The following is a 24,101-nucleotide window of genomic DNA, read 5'->3' as shown; positions in this document are numbered from 1 at the left end:
TGGTAGTAGAACTACCAGTAGTTACGCTCGAACCCGTGAACACCACCGCCCAGCGCCGCGCGGAACTCGCGGGCTTCCTGCGGGCCCGCCGCGCCCAGCTGGACCCGACCGCCGTCGGGCTGCCGCCGGCCGGCCCGCGCCGCCGCGGCGGCCTGCGCCGCGAGGAGGTCGCCACCCTCTCCGGCGTGAGCGCCACCTGGTACACCTGGCTCGAACAGGGCCGCGATATCCAGCCCTCCCGCCAGGTGCTCGATGCCCTGGCCCGCACCCTGCGGCTCACCCCCACCGAGCACGGCTACATCCTGTCCCTCGCCGGATACACGCCGCTGCCGGAATCCGCCGACGGCACAACCGATTCCGCGCCCGCGCACGTCCAGCGCCTGCTCGACGCCCTCGACTTCCCCGCCTACGCCATCGCCCCCGACTGGCAGATCACCGGCTGGAACCGCGCCTACGCCGACCTGTACCCCAATGTCGCCACCGTCGCCCCCGCCGACCGCAACCTGCTGTGGCTGGTCTTCACCGACCCCTACGTCCGCGACCTCCTCCCGGACTGGGAGGTCACCAGCCGCCGCTTCCTGGCCGAATTCCGCGCCGAAGCCGGGCCCCGCCTGGGCGACCTGGCCCACACCCCCGCCATCCAGCGCCTCCTGGAAACCAGCGAACCCTTCCGCGCGGGCTGGCGCAGCCACGATATCGAGGGCTTCGCCTCCCGCGAGCGCGTGTTCCACCACCCGGTGCGCGGCGAACTCCACTACGAACACCACCGCCTGGCCCCCGCCGACCACCCCGATCTCCACCTCGTCATCTACACCCCGATCGCGGAGTAGCCGGAATCAGGCGCGGCACCGGAAATGCGGGTGGACAGTCGGCGCGATTGCCGCAATGATCGCCCGGTATCGCTGTTCGAGCTCGGGGTGGATTCACATGTCGTTATTGGGAAAGTGTGCGCTGGCCATGGTGATTCCGGCGGCCGGGGCGCTATTGGCCGCCGGGGCCGGGACCGCACAGGCGGCCGGAAATCTGTACGGCGCCATCGCTGTTGCGCCGGGAACGTTCCAGGTCGGTACGGCCGCCGACCATTCGACGCAGGCGGCCGCGGACGCGGCGGCCCTCGCGGCCTGCGGAAGTAATGTGTGCAAGGTGGAACTGCAGATCAGGAACAGCTGCGGGGCCGCGGTCCAGTCCGATACGCGCGGATTGTGGTTCTCCTTCCCGACCTTCAAATACGGAACCGGTGCGACGGCCGCCGAAGCCGAGGAGATGGCGTTTCGGCAGGTTCCCGCCATTACGCCGTGGGCCCAGGCGCTGAGCCTGTCCTATGGCAGCTCCATGCGGATGGAGCCGTTCATCCGGACCACGGTCTGCACCTCGAACGCCGGATGAGGATCGAAAACATGTCACTGTTCAGCAGATTCGCGCCGGCCATGGTGATTCCGGCGGCTGCGGCCCTCCTGACCGCCGGATCCGGCACCGCGCACGCGGCGGGCGATCTCTACGGTTCGATCGCCGTCTCGCTCTTCCGCGTCGGCGCGGCGGCGGACTATCCCACCCAGCACGAAGCCGACCAGGCCGCCCTCGCCGCGTGCGGGGAGAGCACCTGCTACATCCCGGTGCGCATTCACAACGAATGCGGCTCGGTGGTCGAGCGCGACGCCCGCAGCCTGGGCAGCCCAATGCCGTTCTACTTCACCGGAACCGGCGCGACGGCCGCCGAAGCAGAGGCCAACGCCATGCGCATCGCCGGTCCGGAGCCCACCGGCATGCTGTTCGTCGAAATCACCAAACCGGCCTTCGTCCTGGACACCATCTGCACCGCCAACGCCGGCTGATATCTCAGCGGGTTCACCCGGGGAACTGGTGGACCCGTGTCTGCGGCACCACCGCCGGCGCCTGGGCCGGCGGGGTGTAGGGCTGGGTGTAGACCGGCTGTTGCGGTTGTTCGACGGGTGCGGTGTACTCCTCGGTCGGCGCGGTGTCGGGTGGAATGTCTATCGGCGGCGCCGAAGTCACCGGGGCGATGCTCGGGGCCGGGGCGGTGGTCGACGTAACCGGTTGTGACACAACCGCGGACGATGCCGTGGTTGGCGATGACACCGTCGTCGGCGAGGTCGTGGCGGGTGATTCGGAGTTGCCGCGCACCGCGAACGTCGCGGCGACCACCACGCCGATTCCGGTCAGGAGCAGACCCGACACCACTGCGACCCGCCGACGGCGGGCCGGAACACCGGCGGCCGCCTTCGATTCCGCGGGTGCGGGCGGGTGGGGGAGACGCGCGTCGATCCGTTCCTCGACGTCGACCGGTAGGGGCGGTGGGTCACGCTTCACCAGTATCGGGTCGCGCTTCACCAGCAGCGGCGACTCGCGGGGCGGCTCCGGATGGCGAACGACGGTCGGTATCGCGGCCTCGTCCCGCGCCGGAGTGCTCGACGCCAGCTCTCTCGAATTCGCCGCCGGCTCGTTCGAATTCGGCACTGGCGCGCTCGGCACCGGCGCGCTCGAATCCGGTAGCGGTCCGCTTGAAACCGGTACCGGCCGTGCCGGTTCCGAGCGCACCGTCACCGCGGCGGCGTGCAAGGTGCGTGCGGCCGCCTCGGCGAGGGCGGTGCAGGTTGGGAACCGGTCCTGCGGCGATTTGGCGAGCGCGGTGGCGATCACGGCGTCCAGTTCGGCGGGCAGGTCCGGTCGCAGGGTGCGGGGGGAGGGCGGGGGTGCGGTCAAGTGGGCGGCGATGACAGCGGCCTGATCCTTGCGGGCGAACGGCTGCTGGCCGGTCAGCAGTTGAAACAGGGTGCAGCCCAGGGAGTAGATGTCGGCGCGGTGGTCGGCGGGGGCGTCGGCGAAGCGTTCGGGGGCGGCGTAGGCGAAGGTGGCGGCGATGCCGGAGAGGGTGACGGTGTCGTCGAGGGTGCGGGCGATGCCGAAATCGGTGAGCACCGCGCGTTCGCCGTCGCGATGGTCGGTGGAGATGAGGAGATTCGCGGGTTTCACGTCCCGGTGCAGCACGCCCCGGTCGTGCGCGTAGTCGAGGGCGTGGGCGGCGTCGGCGAGTAGTCGCATGGCCCGCGCCGGTTCCAGACCGCCCGGATTCGCATGCAGCAAACCGGCCGCGTCACCGCCGTCGATATAGCGCATGGCCAGCCACAATGCCGGATCGTCGACCGCGCTGCGGTCGTATACCGGAACGATATTCGGGTGATCCAGCCCGGCGGCGAGCGTCGCCTCCCGTTCGAAGGCGGCGCGCGCCTTCCCATCCACGGTGAAGGTATCGGCGAGCACCTTCAGCGCCACCCGGCGCGGTAGTCGCGGGTGCGCGGCCAGGTAGACCGTGCCCATTCCGCCCGCGCCGAGTAGCCGCTCGATGACGAATCCGGCGAACTCCGTCCCCGGCTGCAGACTCACTCGATTTCCTCCCCGGCGTGCACCGCGGGCCGTACACCCGAATCGCGCTGCGGCCCTGAGAGAATGTAACGCAACCGGAAACCGGCGACTCCGCTGTTTTTCGCCGCATCCGCGGTGACGACCCTGGATTCGCGATCTGTCATGGAATGGTGGTGGCATGGTTCGTTCGTTGAGGGTGGTGCGCCGGTGACCTCTGACGCAGAGTTGGACCCCGCCGCAGTCGAGATCGGCAGCTTCTTCCCACACTCCCCGGACATCGTCTGGACGGCCCTGACCGATCCGGCTCTGGTCGAGCAATGGCTCATGCGCTCAACCGGTTTGAGCCCCGAGGTCGGCACGCACTTCATCTTCGCCGTGCCCACCCAGCCGGCCGGCGAGATCGCCTGCGAGGTCCTCACCGCCCGCCCCGCCGAACAGCTGACCCTCGCCTGGGTCGACCTGCGGCCCCGCTATCCCGCCCGCTGGATCGTCGACTGGGTGCTGCAGCCCCAGGGCCGCGGCACCCGGCTGTTGTTGACCCAGACCGGTTTCGATATCGAGAACCGCCGCCAGAAGATGGCCCGCAATGCCATGGAACGCGGCTGGAAGACCGCCCTGTCCCGGCTCCGCGATGTGCTCGCGGAGCGCACGTCATGAGGGCGCGGGGCCGGATCCGGTGATGGCGGGCGCGGAGCGGCGGCCGAGCAGACCGGGGGTCACGGACTCGATCAGCGGCCACGCCTGATCCAGGGGCAGATCGATGAGGTGGTAGCGCTTCTTGCCCGCCGCGGAGGCGGCCACGAGCGTGGCCACCCCGGCGCGGCGCTGCCAGAAGGTCTGGCGCACGGTCCAGCCGATAATGCCGGGCGCCTCCAGGCAGTCGCGGTCGCGGTCCAAGGATCCGCTGCGGGTGACCAGCCAGGCGGGGTTGCCGTCGACGGCGGGGATCACCGCGTGGCCCAGGCCGCGGTAGCGATCCCAGGCGAGCGCGACGGCGACGGGAATCGCGATGCCCGCCAGAGTCCAGATCCACGCCGGAATATGAACTCCGGCAAGGGATAGCACGAGCAGGATCGCGGCCGCGACGGCGACCGGGCCGACGGCGCGGGTGTAGCGGCGGCGCTTGGCGGCCGGACCGTGGGCGATCAGCTCGGCGGTGGCCGGCGGGGGAGCCGACAGACCGGCGTCGTCGATGCCGGATCGCTCGTCGAGCAGATGCGCGAGCGTGTGATCCACGGCGGAGCGCGGCGCCTGGGGCAGGATCTTCTGCCGCGGATCGGTGCCGGTCATGATGGCTTCCAATTCGGCCGCACCGGCCAACCGCAGCAGCAGTGGCTCGTTCACGGTCGCACCGCGCAGGCGAGCCAGGTCGAGGGTGACCTGGCGGGTGGTGAACAGGCCGTGGCGGATGTGCAGCGTCTTGCCGTCGTCCACCACCTGCAGCCGGTGGTAGGTGGCCAGATAGCGGGCGCAGGCCGCCAGGCTGACGAACACCACCAGGGCCACGACGAGCACGGCCACGAACGCGGCAATGGCGACCGCACCGCGATGACCCACGGCCTGAACGGCATTCGAGTCGAACACGACCTGGGCGATGCCGTACTGGAAGGCCAGGCCCACAATGGGCGCGATAATGGCGAAGCCGGTCAACGAGAGCGGGGCGTAGCGAACCCAATTCGGTTGCCAGTGCGCGATTTCCACCGGCGGACGGGGAGCGGGCTCGGGCGGGCCGGCGGGCTTCACCAGACTCGGACCACCGTCGCCCGGCGCTCTCTCCTCGGTTGCTTGCTCCGTAAGTCCTTGTACGGCAAGCGATTCCGTCTCGCGAGTGTGCGCCAGCAGGGCCCTGCGCAGCTCCGGGACAAGTCCGGCGTCCAGCGAATCGAGTTTGAACTGATCGCCGCGGTCGGCCTGCTGCCCGGTGCCGATGGACAGCACCGCCAGCCCCAGCGCCCGGTGCAGCAGATCCGCCTCGACATCCACCGAGCGCACCCGGTTGCGGGGGATGGACAGCTTCTTGCGCTGGATCAGGCCGGTCCGGAGCTCGACATTGTCGCCGGTGATGCGGTACGTGGTGGTGAACCAGCGGGTCAGCGCCAGCGCGACGATGACGGCCACCGCCGCGAGGCTCCACAGGTGATTGCCGCTCTGGGTGCCGGCGATCACCGAGGCGAGCAGGACCGGAATGAAGCGGATCAGCTCGTTGACGGGGTGCACCAACAGCATTCGGTGATCCAGGCGCTGCCAGGCGCTCGACTGCTCGGCCGGCGGGCCCGCGGCCGGTCGCAGCGGTGCCGGATCGGTGGGATTCGGGCGTAGCGGTTCGGTCACGTCGCATCACCCCGATGCCGGGCGGCGATCGCGGTGAGCCGGGTGACCGTGCTGCGCGCATCCGCGAGCTCGAGTGCGCTGATGTGCACGGCCCCGGCCGAGGACGCCGTGGTCACGGTGACCGTCGCCAGCCCGAGCAGCCGCTCCAGCGGACCGCGATAGGTGTCGACGGTCTGCACCCGGGTAATGGGAGCCACCCGGGACTCCTGCGTCAACCACCCGGTACGGGTATACACCGCCTCATCGGTGATCTCCCACCGATGCACCGCGTACCGCCACAGCGGCACCACCGCAATGCTGAAAACGGCCAGCACCAGCGCGATTCCGAACACCCACGCCTGCACCGCGCGCCGATTCGAGTCCAGCACCGCCCACACCGCCAGCCCTGCCAGGGGAAACGCCCAGGACAGTGCGGCGCTGATCGCCCACAGCAGCTTCGCACGCGGGCTGGGCCGCAGGGCCGGATCCACCATGATGCCGCCGGGTGCGGTTGGCTGGGACATGCCTGCCATGCTTGCACGATTCCGGGCCGGTGCGCGGCACATACGGAGCGCAGCGTACGGACCGGCCGGTGGGACCGGCCACATCTCGCGTCCCGTGCGCATGACCCGGCGGCGGCGCCCGCGGCCGGGCGGCGCGTAGCCGCGCATCCCCGCCCCGTGTGCGGGACCATTATTCGGGCGCCCGCGGCGGAATACTCCTCCGGTGTGCCCGGTTGCCTGCTCTTATGGCACCCGAGTCGGATCAGTCGGATGGATGGCGCATGATCGAGGACGTGACGGATCTACCGAACCCGAAGCTGCCCCCGGCCGCGCGCGGTGCGTCTGCGGGAACAGAGCACGCACCCAGCCCCGCCGGTATGCGCCGGGCGCTGCGCCGGGCGCGCGACGGGGCCACGCTCAACCTCGACGAGGCGGTGGTGCTGCTGCAGGCGCGCGGCGCCGATCTGGAGGATCTGAGCGCGTCGGCGGCGCGGGTGCGCGACGCCGGACTGCGGGAGGCCGGCTACGCCGGGGAGACGCTGCCGATCACCTACTCGCGCAAGGTGTTCATCCCGCTCACGCATCTGTGCCGGGACAAGTGTCACTACTGCACGTTCGTCACGGTGCCGGGCAAACTACGCGCCCAGGGCAAGGGCATGTACCTGGAACCCGACGAGGTGCTCGACATCGCCCGCAAGGGCGCCGAACTAGGTTGCAAGGAAGCGCTTTTCACCCTTGGCGACCGCCCCGAGGAACGCTGGCCCGAGGCCAGGCAGTGGCTGGACGAGCGCGGCTACGACTCCACCCTCGACTACGTGCGCGCCATGTCCATCCGGGTGCTCGAGGAGACGGGCCTGCTGCCGCACCTGAATCCGGGCGTGATGACCTGGGAGGAGCTGTCCCGCCTCAAGCCGGTGGCCCCGTCCATGGGCATGATGCTGGAGACCACCTCCACCCGCCTGTTCACCGAACCCGGCCAGGCGCACTACGGCAGCCCGGACAAGGATCCGGCGGTCCGGCTGCGCGCGCTCACCGACGCGGGTCGGCTCTCGGTGCCGTTCACCACCGGCATTCTGGTCGGCATCGGCGAGAACCTCACCGAGCGCGCCGAGTCCATCATGGCGATCCGCAAGGCGCACAAGGCCTTCGGTCACGTGCAGGAGGTGATCGTGCAGAACTTCCTGGCCAAGCACGACACCGCCATGCGCAATACCCCCGATGCCGATCTCGAGGAATTCCGTGCCACCATTGCTGTGGCCCGGCTGCTGCTCGGCCCGAAGATGCGCATCCAGGCGCCGCCCAATCTGGTTTCCCTGGACGAATGCCGCGCGCTCATCGCCGCCGGAATCGACGACTGGGGCGGGGTTTCGCCGCTCACCCCCGATCATGTGAACCCGGAACGGCCCTGGCCGAATCTGGAGGTGCTGGCGCAGGTCACCGCCGACGCCGGCTACGTGCTCACCGAGCGCCTCACCGCGCATCCGAAATACGTTCTGGCGGGCCATCCTTGGATCGACCCGCGGGTGTCCAAGCATGTGGCCGCCCTGGCCGACCCGACGACCGGCCTGGCTCGCGAGGTGAAGCCTGCCGGCCTGCCCTGGCAGGAGCCCGACCACGACTGGGAGTCGGTCGGCCGCATCGATCTCAATACCGCCATCGACAGCGAGGGCCGGAACACCGAGTCCCGCAGCGATTCCGCGCTCGAGACCGATGGCCTGGGCGCCTTCGGCGACTGGGAGAGCATTCGCGAGCAGGTGCACGAACTGGCCGCCGCCGCCCCCGAACGCTTCGACGCCGATGTCATGTCCGCGCTGCGCGCCGCCGAGCGCGATCCGGCCGGGCTCACCGACGACCAGTACCTGGCCCTGGCCACCGCCGACGGCCCGGCCCTGGAGGCCGTGGCCGCCCTGGCCGATCAGCTGCGCCGCGACACCGTGGGCGATGACGTCACCTACATCGTCAACCGGAATATCAACTTCACCAATATCTGCTACACCGGCTGCCGCTTCTGCGCCTTCGCCCAGCGCAAGGGCGATGCCGACGCCTTCAGCCTGAGCGCCCAGGAGGTCGCCGACCGCGCCTGGGAGGCGCATGTCGAGGGCGCGACCGAGATCTGCATGCAGGGCGGCATCGACCCGGAACTGCCGGTCACCGGCTACGCCGACCTGGTGCGCGCCATCAAGGCGCGCGTCCCGGACATGCACGTGCACGCCTTCAGCCCGATGGAGGTCGTCAATGGCGCTTCCCGCGGCGGCCAATCCGTGCACGACTGGCTCTCGGCGCTGAAAGAGGCCGGGCTCGACACCATTCCGGGCACCGCCGCCGAGATCCTCGACGATGAGGTCCGCTGGGTGCTGACCAAGGGCAAACTGCCCACCTCGGCCTGGATCGATGTCATCACCACCGCGCACAAGCTGGGCATTCGCTCCAGCTCGACCATGATGTACGGTCACGTGGACAATCCCAAGCACTGGGTCGGGCACCTGCGGGTGCTGCGCGGAATCCAGGACGAGACAGGTGGTTTCACCGAGTTCGTGCTGCTCCCCTTCGTGCACCAGAGCGCACCGCTGTATCTGGCGGGAGCCTCGCGCCCGGGCCCCACCATCCGTGATAATCGAGCGGCACACGCGCTCGCGCGGATCATGCTGCACGGGCGCATCGAGAACATTCAGACCAGCTGGGTGAAACTCGGAATCAAGGGCACCCAGTTGATGCTCAATGGCGGCGCCAACGATCTGGGCGGCACCTTGATGGAGGAAACCATCTCCCGCATGGCCGGCTCCGAACACGGATCAGCGAAGACCGTCGAGGAACTGACCGAGATCGCCACCGGAATCGGCCGTCCGGTCCGGCAACGCACCACCACCTATGGTGTGCCGCCGCACCGGCCACCGGTTTCGCTGGTGGTTGGATAGTTTCGCTGGTGGTTGGATAGACGGAATCCACCCAAGTTAGGGCAGGCTGACCAGTAGTAATGTTGGGGTGTCGGGATACTGTTTCGCCGGGCCGGGATACTTGTTCCGCCACGCGGAGCGACCCCACATGTGAGGACAGACTAGGAGAGCGGCAGTGCCGTACATCATCGCTGAACCGTGCGTTGACGTGAAGGACAAGGCGTGCATCGAGGAATGCCCCGTGGACTGCATCTACGAGGGCGGCCGCATGCTGTACATCCAACCGGACGAGTGCGTGGACTGTGGTGCATGTGAACCGGTCTGCCCGGTGGAGGCGATCTTCTACGAGGACGACACCCCGGATCAGTGGAGCGGTTACGTCAACGCCAATGTCGAGTTCTTCGACGATCTCGGCTCGCCCGGCGGCGCCACCAAGGTCGGCAAGGTCGACTACGACCCGCCGTTCATCGCCGCGCTACCGCCGATGGCGTCGGAGTAAGCGGATTTGAGCGCGCGTGGCCGGGTCAGTTCGCTGCTGCCCGATTTCCCCTGGGACACCATCGCTTCCGTGAAGGCGAAGGCCGCCTCGCATCCCGGCGGTCTGGTGGATCTGTCCGTCGGCACCCCGGTCGATCCGGTGGACCCGCTGATCCGCGCCGCCCTGGCCTCGGTGGCGGAGGTGCCCGGCTACCCGACCACGCACGGTACGCCCGAATTGCGTGCCGCCGTGGTGGAATCGCTGAAGCGGCGCTTCGGCATCACCGGCATCGACCCGGCTGCCGTGCTGCCGGCCATCGGCACCAAGGAACTCATCGCCGGACTGCCGCGACTGCTCGGGCTGGGCCCGGACGATCTGGTCGTGATCCCGGAAGTGGCGTACCCCACCTACGAGGTGGGCGCGCTGCTGTCCGGCTCCCGCTATGTGCGCGCCGACGGCGTGACCCAGCTCGGCCCGGAGAAGCCGGCGCTCATCTTCCTGAACTCGCCGTCCAATCCCACCGGCAAGGTGCTGGGCGTCGAACATCTGCGCAAGGTGGTGGAATTCGCCCGCGAGCGCGGCGCGGTCCTGGCCTCCGACGAGTGCTACCTGGGCCTGCCCTGGGAGGGCCGCGCGGTCTCCATCCTCGATCCCGAGGTCTGCGACGGCGATCACACCGGCCTGCTGGCCATTCACTCGCTGTCCAAGACCTCGAATCTGGCCAGCTACCGCGCCGGCTTCGTCACCGGCGACCCGGCGCTCATCGCCGAACTGCTCGAGGTGCGCAAACACTCCGGCATGATGCTGCCCTTCCCGATCCAGGCCGCCATGACCGCGGCCCTCGGCGACGACACCCACGAGGCCCAGCAGCGCGAGCGCTACCGCGCCCGCCGCGAGGTGCTGTGGAAGGCCTTGCTGGCGGCCGGTTTCCGCATCGACGACTCCGAGGCGGGCTTGTACCTGTGGTCCACCCGCGGCGAGCCCTGCCGCACCACGCTGGACTGGCTGGCCGAGCGCGGCATTCTCGCGGCCCCCGGCGAGTTCTACGGGCCCCGGGGCGCGGAGCACGTGCGCATTGCGCTGACGGCCACCGATGAGCGCATCGCGACTGCTGCTGAGCGTCTGACCAGCTGATTTTCGGTAGCCACCGGGTCCGTGCTACTGTCTTCGACGTTGCAAGGCCCGGTGGCCTGAATACTTCAAGGCCCTGTGGCGCAGTTGGTTAGCGCGCCGCCCTGTCACGGCGGAGGTCGCGGGTTCGAGTCCCGTCAGGGTCGCACACCAGAAGATAACGAAGTCCGGTCGCTGCTGCGGCCGGACTTTTTTCATTGTTCGGCAAAACTGACGCACGCGCGCTTCACAACATCTATAACAGGTTCTCATTGCACACTCGATGAGGAGCCTTTCAGTGCGTGGATTCGTTTACGAAAACTCTGGTAAGAGCCGTTATGGCCATAGTGTCAGCCGCCGGGGGTTCCTAGCTGCAACGAGTGTCATTCTGGGGGCTGCCGTGCTAGGTCGCGGGACGGCGGCGCGGGCGCTGCCGACCAAGCAGCTCGCCGACGGCGACCGGGTGCCCGCCCTGGTCATCGGCAGCGGCTACGGCGGCGCGGTGGCCGCGCTGCGGCTGGCCCAGGCCGGAGTCGACGTCGCCGTCGTCGAAATGGGCATGTCCTGGACCGCGCCCGGCTCCGACGGAAAGATCTTCTGCGGCATGCTCAAACCGGATGGCCGCTCCTTCTGGCTGCGCAACCGGACCGACCAGCCCATCTCCAACTTCGCGGGCGGCGACTACAACAAGGACATCCAGAAGTACACGGGCGTACTGGATTCCGAGAAGTTCAGCGGCATCCGCGTCTACCAGGGCCGCGGCGTGGGCGGCGGATCGCTGGTGAACGGCGGCATGGCCGTCACGCCGAAGCAGGAGTACTTCGCGGGCATCCTGCCCTCGGTCGACGCCGGCGAGATGTACTCCACCTACTACCCGCGCGCCAATGCCGCCCTCGGGGTCAACAACCTCGACCAGAGCTGGTTCGAGACCGCCGAGTGCTACAACTACGCGCGCGTCGGCCGCAAGCATGCCGAGCGCTCCGGCTTCGCCTGGACCTTCGTGCCGAATGTGTACGACTTCGGCTACATGAAGCAGGAGCAGGCGAATCAAGCCACCCGGTCGGCGCTGGCGTCGGAGGTCATCTACGGCAACAACTACGGCAAGAACTCTGTCGACAAGACCTACCTCGCCGACGCGGTGGCGACCGGCAAGGTGGGCATCACGCCCATGCACCAGGTCACGGCCGTCTCGCCGACCGAGGGTGGGTACAAGGTCGAGATGAAGCAGCTCGACACCAGCGGCGCGACCGTGGCCACCAAAGCGGTTGTGGCGCAGCGCGTCTTCTTCGCCGCGGGCAGCGTGGGCACCAGCAAGCTGCTGGTGTCGATGAAGGCGCAGGGCAAGCTGCCCGATCTGCCGGACACGGTCGGCTCCAATTGGGGTAACAACGGCAATGTGATGGTCGGGCGCGCCAATCACATGTGGGACGACACCGGCAGCCTGCAATCCTGCATCCCCTGCCTGGGCATCGACAACTGGGCCGATACCGCCGGTCCGGTCTTCGCGGAGGTCTCGCCCATTCCGGCCGGGCTGGAGACCTTCATCAGCCTGTACCTGGCCATTACCAAGAATCCGAACCGCGGCAAGTTCACCTTCAACTCCGGGACCGGCGGCGTGGACCTGAACTGGCAGACAGGCTGGGCGCAGCCCAGTATCGATGCCGCCAAACGCGTCTTCGACAAGATCAACAAAAAGGAGGGGACCATCTACCGGACCGATCTCTTCGGTCTCTACAAGACCTGGGGCGACGACTTCACCTATCACCCGCTCGGCGGTTGCGTGCTCAACCAATCCACCGACAACTACGGGCGGCTGACCTCCTACCCGGGTCTGTACGTCATCGACGGGTCCCTCATACCGGGCAGCACCACGGTGAACCCGTTCGTCACCATCACCGCGCTGGCCGAACGCAATGTCGAGCACATCGTCGCTACGGATTTACGGTAGGCCCCCGGAAGCGCCGGAAGGAGCTGGCGCGTTCGTCCCTCCTGGGCGGCAAAGTTCGCGATAGCCTGGGTTATGGACGCTGTCACGGTTGTCCCCGCCCCGACCAATGAACCGGTGCACACCTACGCACCGGGCAGCCGGGAACGAGAGCTGCTGTCGGCCAAGCTCGCTGAACTCTCCGCCGCCTCGGTGGACGTGCCGCTGGTGATCGGCGGCAAACATCAGCCCGGCACCGGCGAGCGGTTCGACATCACCATGCCGCATCGGCATCGGCAGGTGCTGGGGACGTATACGAACACCACACACGACGAGGGCCGGGCGGCCATCGAGGCCGCCACGGCCGCCGCGCCCGGCTGGCGCGCGCTGCCCTTCGAGGAGCGCGCCGCCGTCCTGCTCCGGGCGGCGGATCTGCTGGCCGGGCCGTGGCGGGAAACCATCGCCGCCGCAACCATGCTCGGCCAGTCCAAGACCGCGCAGCAGGCCGAGATCGACGCACCCTGCGAACTGGTGGACTTCTGGCGCTTCAATGTGGCCTTCGCCCGGGAGATCCTGGCGCAGCAGCCGGAATCCTCGGCGGGAGTGTGGAATCGGATGGACTACCGGCCCCTGGAAGGGTTCGTGTACGCCATCACGCCGTTCAATTTCACCGCCATCGCCGGGAACCTGCCCACCGCGCCGGCCCTGATGGGCAATACGGTGGTGTGGAAACCCTCGCCGACACAGACGCTTTCGGCGTACTACACCATGCGGCTGCTGGAGGCGGCGGGCCTGCCGCCCGGCGTGATCAATATGGTGACCGGTGACGGGGCCCAGTTGTCGGAGATCGCGCTGGCCGATCCGCGGCTGGCGGGCATCCACTTCACCGGATCCACCCGCACCTTCCAGTTCCTCTGGCAGACGGTCGGCGCGAATATCGGCCGCTACCACGGCTATCCGCGACTGGTCGGCGAGACCGGCGGCAAGGATTTCATTGTCGCCCACCCCTCGGCCGACCCGGATGCGCTGCGCACGGCCCTGATTCGCGGAGCCTACGAGTATCAGGGCCAGAAGTGCTCGGCCGCCTCCCGCGCCTATATCGCCGAATCCGTGTGGCGCAGTATGGGGGAGGAGTTCCTAGCGCAGGTCGAGGAGCTCACCTACGGCGATGTCGCCGATCTGTCGAACTTCGGCGGGGCGGTGATCGACAAGCGGGCCTACGACAAGAATGTGGCGGCCATCGCCAATGCCCGCAGCCGCGGCCTGACCATTCCGGCGGGCGGCGTCTACGACGACGCGGAAGGCTGGTTCATCCGGCCCACCGTGCTGCTCAGCGATGATCCCGGCGACGAGTCCTTCGCCACCGAGTATTTCGGGCCGGTGCTGTCGGTGCACGTCTACGACGACAGCAGCCCCGACAGCTTCGCCACCATGCTCGCCACCGTGGAGGCCACCTCCCCGTACGGGCTCACCGGCGCGATCTTCGCCCGCGACCGGCACGCCGTCGAACACGCCGCCACCGCATTGCGTTTCGCGGCCGGCAACTTCTACATCAACGACAAGCCCACGGGCGCGGTCGTCGGGCAGCAGCCCTTCGGCGGGGCCCGCGCCTCCGGCACCGACGACAAGGCGGGCTCCCCGCTCAACCTGCTGCGCTGGGTCGCCCCGCGCACCCTCAAGGAAACCTTCGTCCCGCCGACCGATTACCGCTACCCGCACATGGAGACGCGATGAATCCGCTGCGGCCGGTCATTCTGGCCGCGGCGAACTCGCCGCGGCTGAAGCGGGCGGTCACTCGCACCCCGCTCACCGCCGCGGTGGTGCGCCGCTTCGTGGCGGGGGAGACGCGCGCCGAGCTGGCGCCGGTGGCGCGGGAACTACTGGCGAGCGGCCGGATGATCAGCGTGGACTTCCTCGGCGAGTACACCACCGAGCGGTCCATGGCCGATGCCGCTGTCGCGGAATACGTTTCGCTCATCGACGAGCTGGCCGCCCTGGAGGCCCCCGATACCGCGGTGCCATGCGTCGAGGTCTCGGTGAAGCTCTCCGCCCTGGGTCAATCCCTCGGCCAGGACGGCCCGGCCATTGCCGTGGAGAACCTGCACAAACTGTGCTCCAAAGCCGACGAGTCCCGCGTCTGGGTGACCGTCGACGCCGAGGACCACACCACCACCGAGGAGACCCTCGAAGCGGTCCGCCAGCTGCGCACCGAATTCCCCTGGCTGGCCGTGGCCGTGCAGACCTATCTGCGCGCCTGCGAGGATCGCCTGCGCGAGCTCGCGGCGGCGGGCACCCGAATCCGCTTGTGCAAGGGCGCGTATCAGGAACCGGAGACCGTCGCCTTCCAGCGCGCCGCCGAGGTCGACGCCTCCTATCTGCGCTGCCTGGACGTCCTCATGCGCGGCAAGGGCTATCCCATGATCGCCTCGCACGATCCGGCCATGATCGACGCCGCCCTCACCCTCGCCGCCGAACAGCACCGCACCCCGGCCGATTTCGAGTTCCAGATGCTGTTCGGCATTCGCGACGCCGAACAGCGGCGCCTGGTGAGCGAGGGCCACGGCCTGCGCGTCTACGTCCCCTACGGCGGTCAATGGTACGGCTACCTCATGCGCCGGCTCGCCGAACGCCCGGCCAACCTCGGCTTCTTCCTGCGCGCCCTGGCCGACCGGAGCTGACTCAGACCAGCGGGCGGCCCAGGCGGCGGCGCAGGCGCATATCGGCCAGGTAGAAGTTGAACGGGAACAGGCGGATGGTCGTGGGCATGCGGGTCCAGACCGCGGAGATCAGGCGCAGCAGGACGGTGAAGGCGCGCTCGTCGCGGGCGGACCAGGACATGTTCATCTGATCCCGGAGATGCTGGGGCAACAGCGCGGTGACGATGAAACGGTGCAGGCCGCCGAGCAGGAGTTGCAGCGGCAGCGGCAGCATCTTCAGATCCGCCAGATCGTTGAAGTACTGGCGGGTCGCGGCGTCGATCTCGCGGGTGACGAGGTTCTCCTCCCAGTACGCGTAGAACGCGTCGCGGCTGACCGGCCACATCTCCTCGCGCATCTGCAAGGTGGTGCCGAGCCGGGAGCTGTACTGGTAGAAGGCTTCCGCCGCCTCCGGATCCATGGGTCCGCGCATGCGCAGCAGCAGATCGTCCACGCCCCAGTACAGGCAGGCCGCCACCCACAGCTGCAGGTTCGGGTCGAAGGCGTTGTACTTGACCGGGCTGCCGGGCTTGGTGCGAATGGTCCGATGCGAGCGGTTGACGGCCTCGCGGTAGTCGCGGCGATCGTCCTCGTCGCCCAGCCAGGCGACGGCGAGGTAGGTGAGGGTGGTGCGCAGCCGCTTGATCGGATGCAGCGTGACCTTGCCGCTGTCCACGTCGCTCTCCATGACGCCGTAGCCGACCGGCTTGTGCGAGAGCTGCATGATCACATTGGCGGCGCCGCCCAGGAAGGCGGCGATGCCGTCGAGGTATTCGCGGGCGCTCTCCGGGGTAATGGGCTCATAAGTGCCAACCGGACGGTATTCATCAGAGTTACGCAGGGCGGCGGTCATCGTTGACTCGACTCCTCGTCGTCACTCCTCGCCTGTGAGGAGAGTGTGAGAATATTCGCCTCTCACCCTCTCATCGAGGTGGGTGCGTGTCAATGTGCGATGATTGGTGCCTCATCGTATCTTCGCGACCGGAAAGGGCTCGGACCATGGCCAAACTGGCCAAACTGCTCCCGCTCGTGCGCGGATCCGGTCCGGAGGACCGCAATCAGGCGAAGGTGCTCGATGCCGCGCTCATGGCCTTTCTCGACTTCGGCATCAAGCGCACCAGCATGGTCGAGGTGGCCCGGCGCGGCGGTCTCTCGCTGGCGACGCTGTATCGGCGCTACGCCGGCAAGAACGATCTGATCCAGGCGGTCGGGCTGCGCCAGGCGCGGCAGTTCATCGCCGAGGCCGATGCCGCCATCCAGGCCGAGGTCGAGCGCGATGCCAGCGCCCAGGACCAGATCGTCGCCCTGTTCATCGCCTTCACCGAGGGCTTGCGCGGCAATGCGCTGCTGGATCGCCTGCTGAAGACCGAACCGGAGATCGTGCTGCCCTACCTCACGGTGCAGGGCGCGCCCGTCATCGAGCTGGGGCGCGACTATCTCGCCGAGTTCATCGCCCGCCTGCAGGCGGAAGGCAAACTGCCCGAATACGATCCGCTGCCGCTGGCCGAGATGATCGCCCGGGCGGCGCTGTCGCTGGCGCTCACACCGCAGACCGTGATCCCGCTCGACGATCCGGCGGCATTGCGCCGGTTCGCCCGCGACCACGTGGTGCCCGGGTTCCGGATCGGCTGAGCCGGAACCGGTTTCGCTTCAGACCAGGCGCAGGCCGAGACGGCGGCGCACGCGCATGTCCATGAGATAGAAGTTGAGCGGGAAGCTGCGCACGGGCGTCGGCAGGACCGATTCGGCCGCGCCGATGGCCTTCAAAGTCGTTGCGAGCAGCCGGTCCTGCCGCGGCGACCAGGTCGCGCCCATCTCATCGCGCAGATGCGGTGGCAGCAGGCCGATCACGAAGAAGCGGTGCACGCCGCCGAAGGCCAGCTGGAACGGGCGGGGCAGCATCTTCAGGTCGATGAGATCGTCGAAGTAGGCGCGGATCTTGGGATCGATGACGGTCTTGGCGAGGTTCTCCTCCCAATACCGGTCGAAGGCAACACGATTCGCGGGCCACATCTCCGGGCGCATCTGCAGGGTGGTGCCCAGCCGGGCGGCGTAGTGGTAGAAGGCGTCGGCATCGGTGTCGGTCATGGGGCCGTGCATGCGCTCGTACAGATCGCGCGCGCCCCAGTACAGGCAGGCCGCCACCCACAACTGGAGGTTCGGGTCGAAAGCGTTGTACTTCACCGTACTTCCGGCGCGGGAGCGCACCTGCTTGTGCGAGGTGTCGACGGCCTCGCGGTAGGCCTCGCGCTCCTCGTCGCTGCCGAGCATGGCGACCGCCAGATAGGTGACGGTGGTGCGCAGCCGCTTGATCGGATGGATCATCACATTGCCGCTCTCCACCGGCGATTCCACCACGCCGTAGCCCACCGGCCGATTGGAGAGCTGCATGATGACATTCGCGGCGCCGCCGAGCAGGCCGACCGCGCCATCGAGGAACTGCCGGATATCGATGGGCGGCGTATCGCCTGCTGCGTATTCGGGTGTTGCACGAAGCGGCCTGGTCATCGTTGACCACATCCTCGGAGTGAGAAGGTTATATACAAACTTTCTTACCCACTCGATTCGCCTGTCAATCGACTTGGCCGCTTCGTGCTCGCTTCGTGTCCTACCGGCCGGTACCGGCTAGTGTGCGGGCTGCAAGGCGGGCTGCTCGGCCGGGGTGGCGGCGGTCCTGCGCTGCCAGGCCATGGACCAGGCGATGGTGCCCAGGGCGAGCACGCCCAGCCCCGCCCCGATCCACGCCACCGACGGATAGCCGAACCCGGCGCCGATCGCGATCCCGCCCAGCCACGGGCCGACGGTGATGCCGACATTGAACGAGGAGAAGTTCACCGCCGTGGCCAGGGTCGGCGCCGCGCCCGCCAGCGCGAACACCCGTGTGTTGAGGGCCGGATTGGTGGCGAATCCGAAGGCCCCCAGCAGGAATGCCAGCACCACGACCGAGACGGCGGAGGTCGCGGTGAGCGCCAGCGCCGCGGCGATGAGCGCGATGCCGAGCACGCCGACGATCAACGTCCGATAGGGATGCGCGTCCGAGGTGCGCCCGCCGATCGTGATGCCGATCAGCGCGCCGATGCCGTAGATGGCCAGCACGATCGGAATCCAGCCCGCGGCCAGTCCCGTCGTCTCGATGAGCAGGGTGCCCAGGTAGGCGAAGATGACCAGTTGCGCGCCCGTGCTGAGCGCGGTCGTGCCGTAGGACAACCACAGTCGCGGGTTGCGCATGGTGCGCACCTCGCTGCGCAGGTCGGGCACCGTCGCGGGCCGCCCGCCCGGAATCTTGGCCGCCACACCCACCATGGACAGCGCCGAGAGGATGGCCACCGCCCAGAACGCGGCCCGCCAGCCCAGGTGCTGGCCGATCGCGGTGCCCGCGGGCAGCCCGACGATATTGGCGATGGTGAGCCCGCCCGCGACAATGCTCATGGCCTTGCCGCGCGCGTTCTCCGCCACCAGGCTCAGCGCCGTGGTCGCGGCGACCGCCCAGAATCCGGCGTAGACGAAGGCGCCGATCACCCTGGTGCCGAACAGCACCCAGTAGCCGGGTGTCAGCGCGGCCACCACCTGCGCGGCGATGAACACCGCCAGAAAGGCCAGCAGTGCGGTGCGGCGCGGCCAGCGCAGCGTGATCACCGCCAGTACCGGCGCGCCGACCAGCATGCCGACCGCGAAGGCCGAAATCAGCAGTCCCGCTTGCGGAATGGAGACGCCGAGGTCGGCGGACACCTCGGGAAGCAGGCCGGAAAGCATGATTTCCGACGTGCCCTGGGCGAAGATCGACAAGCCCAGGATGTAGACGGCGAACGGCATCGGTACCTCTCAGGTTTTGGACTGATCTGTTCAAAATGAGGGCGGCGAAAGCGGCCCCCGGTCGGAAAGTCGTTGGTTTACAGGGCGTTCAGTGCCGTCTTCGCGATAGCGGCCAAGGTGTCGCGGGTGGCTCCACCGCGCGCCGACACCCGCATGCCGCCGATAATGGCGGTGACGAACTGCGCGAGTTCCCGTGCGTCCCTGGTCTTGTCGAAATCGCCGTCGCGCTGGCCGCTGCGAATGACATCGGCGATGGCGTCCAGGCGGCGATCCTCGTCCGCGCTCAGTATCGCGGCGACCTCCGGATCGCGCGGCGCGAGCTCGACGAGGGAATTGATCACCAGGCAGCCCAGCGGATCGTCCTCGGGTGCGTCCACCGGCTGTCGGAGCAGGGCGCGGATCCGCTCGCGGGCCGGTGCGTCACTGTCCAGCAGTGCGAAGATGCTGTCGTTCTTGGTCGTCATGTAGTGCCGCAGCGCCCGCTCGAACAGCTCGTGCTTGCCGGCGAAGGTGTTGTAGATGCTGCTGCGGCCCAGACCGGTGGCCTCGCACAGCGCCTGGGTCGAGGTGCCCTCGTAACCGGTGGCCCAGAACGCGCGCATGGCGGCGTCCACCGCCCGGTCCTCGTCGAATCGCCTCGGTCGTGCCATGGGCTCACGCTAACACATTTTGGACAGATCAGTGCAAAACTGGCCTCGGCGGGCGAGCCGGTAGCGTGAACGCGTGTCGTACGGGTCGCCGCTGTTGTTGAGTTCGCTGAATCCGGCCGCTGTCGCCGCCGGGCTCGATATTCCGGACGCCGTCACCATCGAGGGCGTCACGCTGTCACGCAGCGATCTGCTGGGCGCCGCCACCTCGGTCGCCGAGCGCGTGGCGCGGGCGCAGCGGGTGGCGGTGCTGGCCGAGCCGACCGTCATCACCGTGCTGGCGGTGGTCGGCTGCCTCATCGCGGGCGTCACCGTGGTGCCGGTGCCGCCGGACGCCGGGAGCGCGGAACTCGCGCACATCCTGAACGATTCGGGCGCGCAGGCTTGGCTGGGCAAGGCCCCGGAGGGCTCGACGCTGCCGGTGGTGCCGGTGCGCAAGCACGCGCGGTCCTGGCACGTCTATGCCGAACCAGATCCGGGCGCAACGGCTTTCATCCTCTACACCTCCGGCACCACCGGAGCGCCCAAGGGCGTGGCGCTCAGCCGCCGCGCCATCGCCGCGGGGCTGGACGCCCTCGCCGGGGCCTGGCAATGGACGGCGAAAGACACGCTGGTGCACGGGCTTCCGCTGTTCCACGTACACGGCCTCATCCTCGGCGTACTGGGCCCGCTGCGCGTCGGCAGCCCGCTCGTCCACACCGGCAAGCCCACTCCGCAGGCGTATGCCGAGGCGCACGGCACCATGTACTTCGGTGTGCCCACCGTCTGGTCCCGCGTGGCCGAAGAACCGGATGCGGCACGGGAATTGGCCAAGGCGCGCCTCCTCATCTCCGGGAGCGCACCGCTGCCGGTGCCGGTCTTCGAGCGGCTGCGCGAACTCACCGGCCAGGCCCCGCTCGAGCGCTACGGCATGAGCGAAACCATGATCACCATCTCCACCCGGCCCGATGGCGAACGCCGCCCCGGCTGGGTCGGCACCCCGGTCGCCGGTGTCGAGACCCGGCTGCGCGACGAGGCGGGCAATCCCGTTGCGCACGACGGGGAAAGCGTCGGCGGACTCCAGGTGCGCGGTCCCATGCTGTTCGACGGCTACCTGAACAAGCCCGAGGTCACCGCCGAGAACTTCACCGACGACGGCTGGTTCAAGACCGGCGACGTGGCGGTCATCGACCCCGAGGGCTTCCACCGCATCGTGGGCCGGGAATCGGTGGACCTCATCAAGTCCGGCGGGTACCGCATCGGCGCGGGCGAGATCGAGACCTCGCTGCTGGGTCACCCCGAGGTGGCCGAGACCGCGGTCATCGGTGTGCCCGACGCGGATCTGGGGCAGCGCATCGTCGCCTTCGTCGTATTGCGGGACGGCGCGGGCGATTCCATCGAACAGCGCCTGATCGACCATGTGGCGGGCGAACTCTCGGTGCACAAGCGCCCGCGCGAGGTGCGCGTGGTGGATGCCCTGCCGCGCAATGCCATGGGCAAGGTGCAGAAGAAACTGCTGCTCTGACCGGCGCGACTTGACCTCGAGTGCACTCGAGGTCCTACCGTCGCAGGCATGATCGCACGACTGACGCCCGCCCAGATCGACTATCTCGAGAGCCAGCTGCTCGGCCGCCTGGCCACCGTCCGCCCAGACGGCTCGCCGCAGAACAACCCGGTCGGCTTCCGGTACAACGCCCCGCTCGGCACCATCGACATCGGCGGCTACCGCATGGGCGCCACCCAGAAGTTCCGCAACCTGGCCAAGGAGGAGCGGGTCTCCCTCGTCGTCGACGATGTGGTCTCGACCAGCCCGTGGACCGTGCGCTGCCTCGAAATCCGCGGCACCGCACAGGCCTTGAAGGATGTGGGCCCCTACGCCGAGGGCATGTCGCGCGAACTCATCCGCCTGACCCCCGAACGCGTCCTCGCCTTCGGCATCTGATCCGCCTCCCCGGAACTTCAGCGCACGGCTCGGGTGCCGTGAACTGTCGTGCACGCGTGCCGGCGGTTCGGATGCCCGACCATTCTGGGGGTACCCCAGGAGTTACCCGGGCCGCACGAAATCAGTTGTCGCCTTTGGTGGGATCCGAGGGGCGACACCGCGCCCGATGTCAGTTGGCGTGCAGGTCGGCGTTGAGCTCGATGCCGGTGCCCTTGTGCGCCACCACTTCCACCGCACCCGAGACCGAGTTGCGGCGGAACAGCAGGTTGGACTTGCCGCTCAGTTCGGCGGCCTTGACGACCGCGCCGTCCGGCAGGGTGACCTTGGTGCCCGCGGTGACGTACAGGCCCGCCTCGACCACGCAGTCGTCGCCGAGCGAGATGCCGATGCCGGCGTTGGCGCCCAGCAGGCAGCGCTCGCCCAGCGCGATGACCTGCTTGCCGCCGCCGGACAGGGTGCCCATGATGGACGCGCCGCCGCCGATATCGGAGCCGTCGCCGACCACCACACCGGCCGAGATGCGGCCCTCGACCATGGAGCTGCCGAGCGTGCCGGCATTGAAGTTCACGAAGCCCTCGTGCATGACCGTGGTGCCCGAGGCCAGGTGCGCGCCCAGGCGCACGCGATCGGCGTCGGCGATGCGCACGCCGGAGGGGACCACGTAGTCGACCATGCGCGGGAACTTGTCCACGCCGTACACGGTGACCGGGCCGCGGGCGCGCAGCCGCAGGCGGGTCAGCTCGAACTCCTCCAGCGAGCACGGGCCGAAGTTGGTCCACGCCACATTGGCGAGCAGGCCGAACACGCCGTCCAGATTCGCGCCGTGCGGGCGGACCAGGCGGTGCGAGAGCAGCTGCAGGCGCAGATAGGCGTCATGGGTGTCGACCGGCGCGGCCGACAGATCCGCGATGGTGGTGCGCACGACGACCAGCTCGACGCGGCGTTCCTTGTCGGCGCCGGCCAGCTCGGCGAACTTGGCGTACTCGACATCCGAGGCATCCAGCCGCTGCGTGCCGGTCTCGGCGAAGTCGCCCAGCTCCGGATACGGGTACCAGGTGTCGAGCACCGTCCCGTTCTCGGTAATGGTGGCGAGACCGACTGCTACTGCTCCCTGAGTGCTCACGTCCTCAGAGGTTACCGGGCCGCGGAATCGAAGTGGGTTCCTCCCTCGACCGCACACCCGACGCGCCCGGCAGGGGACTGACACCCTGCGCGAACAGCCACCGTTTTGTGCCATCGCAGGTGGGACGCTGAGAACGGAGATGGTTCCTCAATTAGGGTGGAATAGGTGACCATCGATCTGAGCGCCGATCCCATCGACCTTGCCGCCGCTCTGGTGGACATTCCCAGCGTGTCCAAGGACGAGGCGCTCATCGCCGATGTCGTGGAGCTGACGCTGCGCGAGCAGACCAGCGGGTTCGAGATCGCGCGGCACGGCAATACGGTGCTGGCCCGTACCAACCGCGGGCTGCCGACCCGGGTCATCCTCGCCGGGCATCTGGACACCGTGCCCATTGCCGACAACGTCCCCAGCCGCTTCGAGGTCGGGGCCGACGGCGAGCGCGAGCTGTGGGGCTGCGGCACCGTGGACATGAAATCCGGTGACGCGGTCTTCCTGCACCTGGCCGCCACGGTCGCCGATCCGGTGCACGATCTGACGCTCATCTTCTACGACTGCGAGGAGATCGCCTCGGAGTTCAACGGCCTCGGGCGCATCGAACGCGAACTCCCCGAATGGCTGGACGGCGATCTGGCCGTACTCGGCGAGCCCTCCGGCGGCTGGGTCGAGGCCGGCTGCCAGGGCACTCTGCGGGTGCGCCTCACCACCACCGGCGTGCGCGCGCACAGTGCGCGAGCCTGGCTGGGCGACAATGCCATTCACCGGCTCGCGCCCATTCTGGAGCGGCTCGCGAACTATCGGGCGCGCGAGGTGGACATCGACGGCTGCGTGTACCGCGAGGGCCTGTCCGCGGTTCGCGTCTCCGGCGGCGTGGCGGGCAATGTGGTCCCGGACGCCGCCGAGGTGGACGTGAACTTCCGCTTCGCCCCCGACCGCACCCTCGAGCAGGCCACCGAGCATGTGCGCGAGGTCTTCGCCGGGCTGGAGCTGGGCTTCGAGCGCACCGACGGCGCACCGGGCGCGCTGCCGGGCCTGTCGGCCCCGGCCGCCAAGGATCTGATCGAGATCGTGCACGCGCACGGCAGCGGCGGCGTGCGCGCCAAGTACGGCTGGACCGATGTCTCCCGGTTCGCCGCGCGCGGCATTCCGGCCATCAACTTCGGCCCGGGCGACCCCAATCTCGCCCACAAGCGCGACGAGCACCTGCCGGTCCGGCAGATCACCCAGGTCACATCCATGCTGCGCAGCTATCTGACGGGCGACAAGAACTGATCGATTCGGCACATTCTCCTGGACGCAACCCG

The 24,101-nt window shown here is 68.6% G+C and carries 22 protein-coding genes and 1 tRNA gene; 15 read left to right on the top strand and 8 right to left on the bottom strand.

What is annotated here, in order from left to right; genetic code table 11:
• The first annotated feature begins 35 nt into the window (after positions 1-35).
• The 3 genes from ACYQ5L_RS32290 (at position 36) to ACYQ5L_RS32280 (ending at position 1,832) form a co-directional block, all read left to right on the top strand.
• Positions 36-830, top strand: a complete 795-nt coding sequence (locus tag ACYQ5L_RS32290) for a helix-turn-helix transcriptional regulator (protein ID WP_459961964.1) — start codon at positions 36-38, stop codon at positions 828-830.
• Between the two features lie 97 nt (positions 831-927).
• Positions 928-1,386, top strand: coding sequence for a DUF4189 domain-containing protein (locus ACYQ5L_RS32285; protein WP_459961963.1), 459 nt, complete (start codon positions 928-930; stop codon positions 1,384-1,386).
• 11 nt (positions 1,387-1,397) lie between these two features.
• Positions 1,398-1,832: a DUF4189 domain-containing protein gene (locus tag ACYQ5L_RS32280; protein ID WP_459961962.1), complete on the top strand. Its 435-nt coding sequence runs from the start codon at positions 1,398-1,400 to the stop codon at positions 1,830-1,832.
• Positions 1,833-1,845: 13 nt separating this feature from the next.
• On the opposite strand, the gene ACYQ5L_RS32275 is transcribed toward ACYQ5L_RS32280, so the two are convergent.
• A complete protein-coding gene (locus tag ACYQ5L_RS32275) occupies positions 1,846-3,402 on the bottom strand; it encodes a serine/threonine-protein kinase (protein ID WP_459961961.1) in 1,557 nt (518 codons plus the stop codon).
• Positions 3,403-3,588: 186 nt separating this feature from the next.
• Between ACYQ5L_RS32275 and ACYQ5L_RS32270 the strand changes: the two genes are divergently transcribed.
• Positions 3,589-4,038: an SRPBCC family protein gene (locus ACYQ5L_RS32270; protein ID WP_459961960.1), complete on the top strand. Its 450-nt coding sequence runs from the start codon at positions 3,589-3,591 to the stop codon at positions 4,036-4,038.
• Here ACYQ5L_RS32270 and ACYQ5L_RS32265 read toward each other — a convergent pair.
• Positions 4,033-5,607 (bottom strand): PH domain-containing protein, encoded by a 1,575-nt coding sequence (locus ACYQ5L_RS32265; protein ID WP_459963613.1) that lies wholly within the window; start codon positions 5,605-5,607, stop codon positions 4,033-4,035. The two genes, ACYQ5L_RS32270 and ACYQ5L_RS32265, sit on opposite strands and share 6 nt — an antisense overlap.
• Positions 5,608-5,708: 101 nt before the next feature.
• Complete coding sequence (locus ACYQ5L_RS32260; protein WP_459961959.1) at positions 5,709-6,215, bottom strand: PH domain-containing protein; 507 nt, start codon at positions 6,213-6,215, stop codon at positions 5,709-5,711.
• A gap of 260 nt (positions 6,216-6,475) precedes the next feature.
• Between ACYQ5L_RS32260 and ACYQ5L_RS32255 the strand changes: the two genes are divergently transcribed.
• The 7 genes from ACYQ5L_RS32255 to ACYQ5L_RS32225 all read left to right on the top strand — a co-directional run bounded on the left by ACYQ5L_RS32255 (position 6,476) and on the right by ACYQ5L_RS32225 (position 15,278).
• Entirely contained in the window at positions 6,476-9,109 is a 2,634-nt protein-coding gene (locus ACYQ5L_RS32255) for a bifunctional FO biosynthesis protein CofGH (RefSeq protein WP_459961958.1), read from the top strand.
• A 154-nt stretch (positions 9,110-9,263) separates the two neighbouring features.
• Positions 9,264-9,587, top strand: a complete 324-nt coding sequence (gene fdxA / locus ACYQ5L_RS32250) for a ferredoxin (protein WP_029931437.1) — start codon at positions 9,264-9,266, stop codon at positions 9,585-9,587.
• Positions 9,588-9,593: 6 nt separating this feature from the next.
• Entirely contained in the window at positions 9,594-10,700 is a 1,107-nt protein-coding gene (gene dapC / locus ACYQ5L_RS32245) for a succinyldiaminopimelate transaminase (protein ID WP_459961957.1), read from the top strand.
• A 69-nt stretch (positions 10,701-10,769) separates the two neighbouring features.
• Positions 10,770-10,843 (top strand) — tRNA-Asp (locus ACYQ5L_RS32240).
• A gap of 233 nt (positions 10,844-11,076) precedes the next feature.
• Positions 11,077-12,624, top strand: coding sequence for a GMC oxidoreductase (locus ACYQ5L_RS32235; RefSeq protein WP_459961956.1), 1,548 nt, complete (start codon positions 11,077-11,079; stop codon positions 12,622-12,624).
• A 72-nt stretch (positions 12,625-12,696) separates the two neighbouring features.
• Positions 12,697-14,334, top strand: a complete 1,638-nt coding sequence (pruA, locus tag ACYQ5L_RS32230) for an L-glutamate gamma-semialdehyde dehydrogenase (protein WP_459961955.1) — start codon at positions 12,697-12,699, stop codon at positions 14,332-14,334.
• A complete protein-coding gene (locus tag ACYQ5L_RS32225) occupies positions 14,331-15,278 on the top strand; it encodes a proline dehydrogenase family protein (protein WP_459961954.1) in 948 nt (315 codons plus the stop codon). Before pruA ends, ACYQ5L_RS32225 begins: the two co-directional genes overlap by 4 nt.
• A 1-nt stretch (position 15,279) precedes the next feature.
• Here ACYQ5L_RS32225 and ACYQ5L_RS32220 read toward each other — a convergent pair whose 3' ends face one another.
• A complete protein-coding gene (locus ACYQ5L_RS32220) occupies positions 15,280-16,149 on the bottom strand; it encodes an oxygenase MpaB family protein (protein WP_459961953.1) in 870 nt (289 codons plus the stop codon).
• A gap of 146 nt (positions 16,150-16,295) precedes the next feature.
• Here ACYQ5L_RS32220 and ACYQ5L_RS32215 point away from each other — a divergent pair, with 146 nt between their 5' ends.
• Positions 16,296-16,928: a TetR/AcrR family transcriptional regulator gene (locus ACYQ5L_RS32215; protein ID WP_459961952.1), complete on the top strand. Its 633-nt coding sequence runs from the start codon at positions 16,296-16,298 to the stop codon at positions 16,926-16,928.
• Positions 16,929-16,946: 18 nt separating this feature from the next.
• On the opposite strand, the gene ACYQ5L_RS32210 is transcribed toward ACYQ5L_RS32215, so the two are convergent.
• From ACYQ5L_RS32210 to ACYQ5L_RS32200, 3 genes are all read right to left on the bottom strand, one after another.
• A complete protein-coding gene (locus ACYQ5L_RS32210) occupies positions 16,947-17,804 on the bottom strand; it encodes an oxygenase MpaB family protein (RefSeq protein WP_459961951.1) in 858 nt (285 codons plus the stop codon).
• A 117-nt stretch (positions 17,805-17,921) separates the two neighbouring features.
• Positions 17,922-19,109: a Cmx/CmrA family chloramphenicol efflux MFS transporter gene (locus ACYQ5L_RS32205; RefSeq protein ID WP_459961950.1), complete on the bottom strand. Its 1,188-nt coding sequence runs from the start codon at positions 19,107-19,109 to the stop codon at positions 17,922-17,924.
• A gap of 77 nt (positions 19,110-19,186) precedes the next feature.
• On the bottom strand, positions 19,187-19,759 hold the full coding sequence (locus ACYQ5L_RS32200) for a TetR/AcrR family transcriptional regulator (RefSeq protein ID WP_459961949.1): 573 nt from the start codon (positions 19,757-19,759) through the stop codon (positions 19,187-19,189).
• A gap of 91 nt (positions 19,760-19,850) precedes the next feature.
• Between ACYQ5L_RS32200 and ACYQ5L_RS32195 the strand changes: the two genes are divergently transcribed.
• The gene (locus ACYQ5L_RS32195; RefSeq protein WP_459963612.1) at positions 19,851-21,260 is read left to right on the top strand and encodes an acyl-CoA synthetase; all 1,410 of its coding nucleotides are present in this window, start codon (positions 19,851-19,853) and stop codon (positions 21,258-21,260) included.
• Between the two features lie 48 nt (positions 21,261-21,308).
• Positions 21,309-21,677, top strand: a complete 369-nt coding sequence (locus ACYQ5L_RS32190) for a PPOX class F420-dependent oxidoreductase (RefSeq protein ID WP_459961948.1) — start codon at positions 21,309-21,311, stop codon at positions 21,675-21,677.
• A 169-nt stretch (positions 21,678-21,846) separates the two neighbouring features.
• Here the strand turns inward: ACYQ5L_RS32190 and dapD are convergent, their stop codons facing one another.
• A complete protein-coding gene (gene dapD / locus ACYQ5L_RS32185) occupies positions 21,847-22,800 on the bottom strand; it encodes a 2,3,4,5-tetrahydropyridine-2,6-dicarboxylate N-succinyltransferase (protein ID WP_459961947.1) in 954 nt (317 codons plus the stop codon).
• Between the two features lie 165 nt (positions 22,801-22,965).
• Between dapD and dapE the strand changes: the two genes are divergently transcribed.
• Positions 22,966-24,069 (top strand): succinyl-diaminopimelate desuccinylase, encoded by a 1,104-nt coding sequence (dapE, locus tag ACYQ5L_RS32180; RefSeq protein WP_459961946.1) that lies wholly within the window; start codon positions 22,966-22,968, stop codon positions 24,067-24,069.
• Positions 24,070-24,101 lie beyond the last annotated feature (32 nt).

This window comes from Nocardia sp. IFM 10818 (assembly GCF_054655275.1).
This window is presented reverse-complemented; position numbering and strand designations above follow the sequence as displayed.

What these genes read in the sequence shown, in the direction of transcription:
- ACYQ5L_RS32285 (WP_459961963.1), top strand. Translation starts at nt 928, where the DNA reads ATGTCGTTATTGGGAAAGTGTGCGCTGGCCATGGTGATTCCGGCGGCC.
- ACYQ5L_RS32280 (WP_459961962.1), top strand. Translation starts at nt 1,398, where the DNA reads ATGTCACTGTTCAGCAGATTCGCGCCGGCCATGGTGATTCCGGCGGCT.
- ACYQ5L_RS32265 (WP_459963613.1), bottom strand. Translation starts at nt 5,607, where the DNA reads ATGCTGTTGGTGCACCCCGTCAACGAGCTGATCCGCTTCATTCCGGTC.
- ACYQ5L_RS32260 (WP_459961959.1), bottom strand. Translation starts at nt 6,215, where the DNA reads ATGTCCCAGCCAACCGCACCCGGCGGCATCATGGTGGATCCGGCCCTG.
- ACYQ5L_RS32255 (WP_459961958.1), top strand. Translation starts at nt 6,476, where the DNA reads ATGATCGAGGACGTGACGGATCTACCGAACCCGAAGCTGCCCCCGGCC.
- pruA (WP_459961955.1), top strand. Translation starts at nt 12,697, where the DNA reads ATGGACGCTGTCACGGTTGTCCCCGCCCCGACCAATGAACCGGTGCAC.
- ACYQ5L_RS32225 (WP_459961954.1), top strand. Translation starts at nt 14,331, where the DNA reads ATGAATCCGCTGCGGCCGGTCATTCTGGCCGCGGCGAACTCGCCGCGG.
- ACYQ5L_RS32220 (WP_459961953.1), bottom strand. Translation starts at nt 16,149, where the DNA reads ATGACCGCCGCCCTGCGTAACTCTGATGAATACCGTCCGGTTGGCACT.
- ACYQ5L_RS32215 (WP_459961952.1), top strand. Translation starts at nt 16,296, where the DNA reads ATGGCCAAACTGGCCAAACTGCTCCCGCTCGTGCGCGGATCCGGTCCG.
- ACYQ5L_RS32210 (WP_459961951.1), bottom strand. Translation starts at nt 17,804, where the DNA reads ATGACCAGGCCGCTTCGTGCAACACCCGAATACGCAGCAGGCGATACG.
- ACYQ5L_RS32205 (WP_459961950.1), bottom strand. Translation starts at nt 19,109, where the DNA reads ATGCCGTTCGCCGTCTACATCCTGGGCTTGTCGATCTTCGCCCAGGGC.
- ACYQ5L_RS32200 (WP_459961949.1), bottom strand. Translation starts at nt 19,759, where the DNA reads ATGGCACGACCGAGGCGATTCGACGAGGACCGGGCGGTGGACGCCGCC.
- ACYQ5L_RS32190 (WP_459961948.1), top strand. Translation starts at nt 21,309, where the DNA reads ATGATCGCACGACTGACGCCCGCCCAGATCGACTATCTCGAGAGCCAG.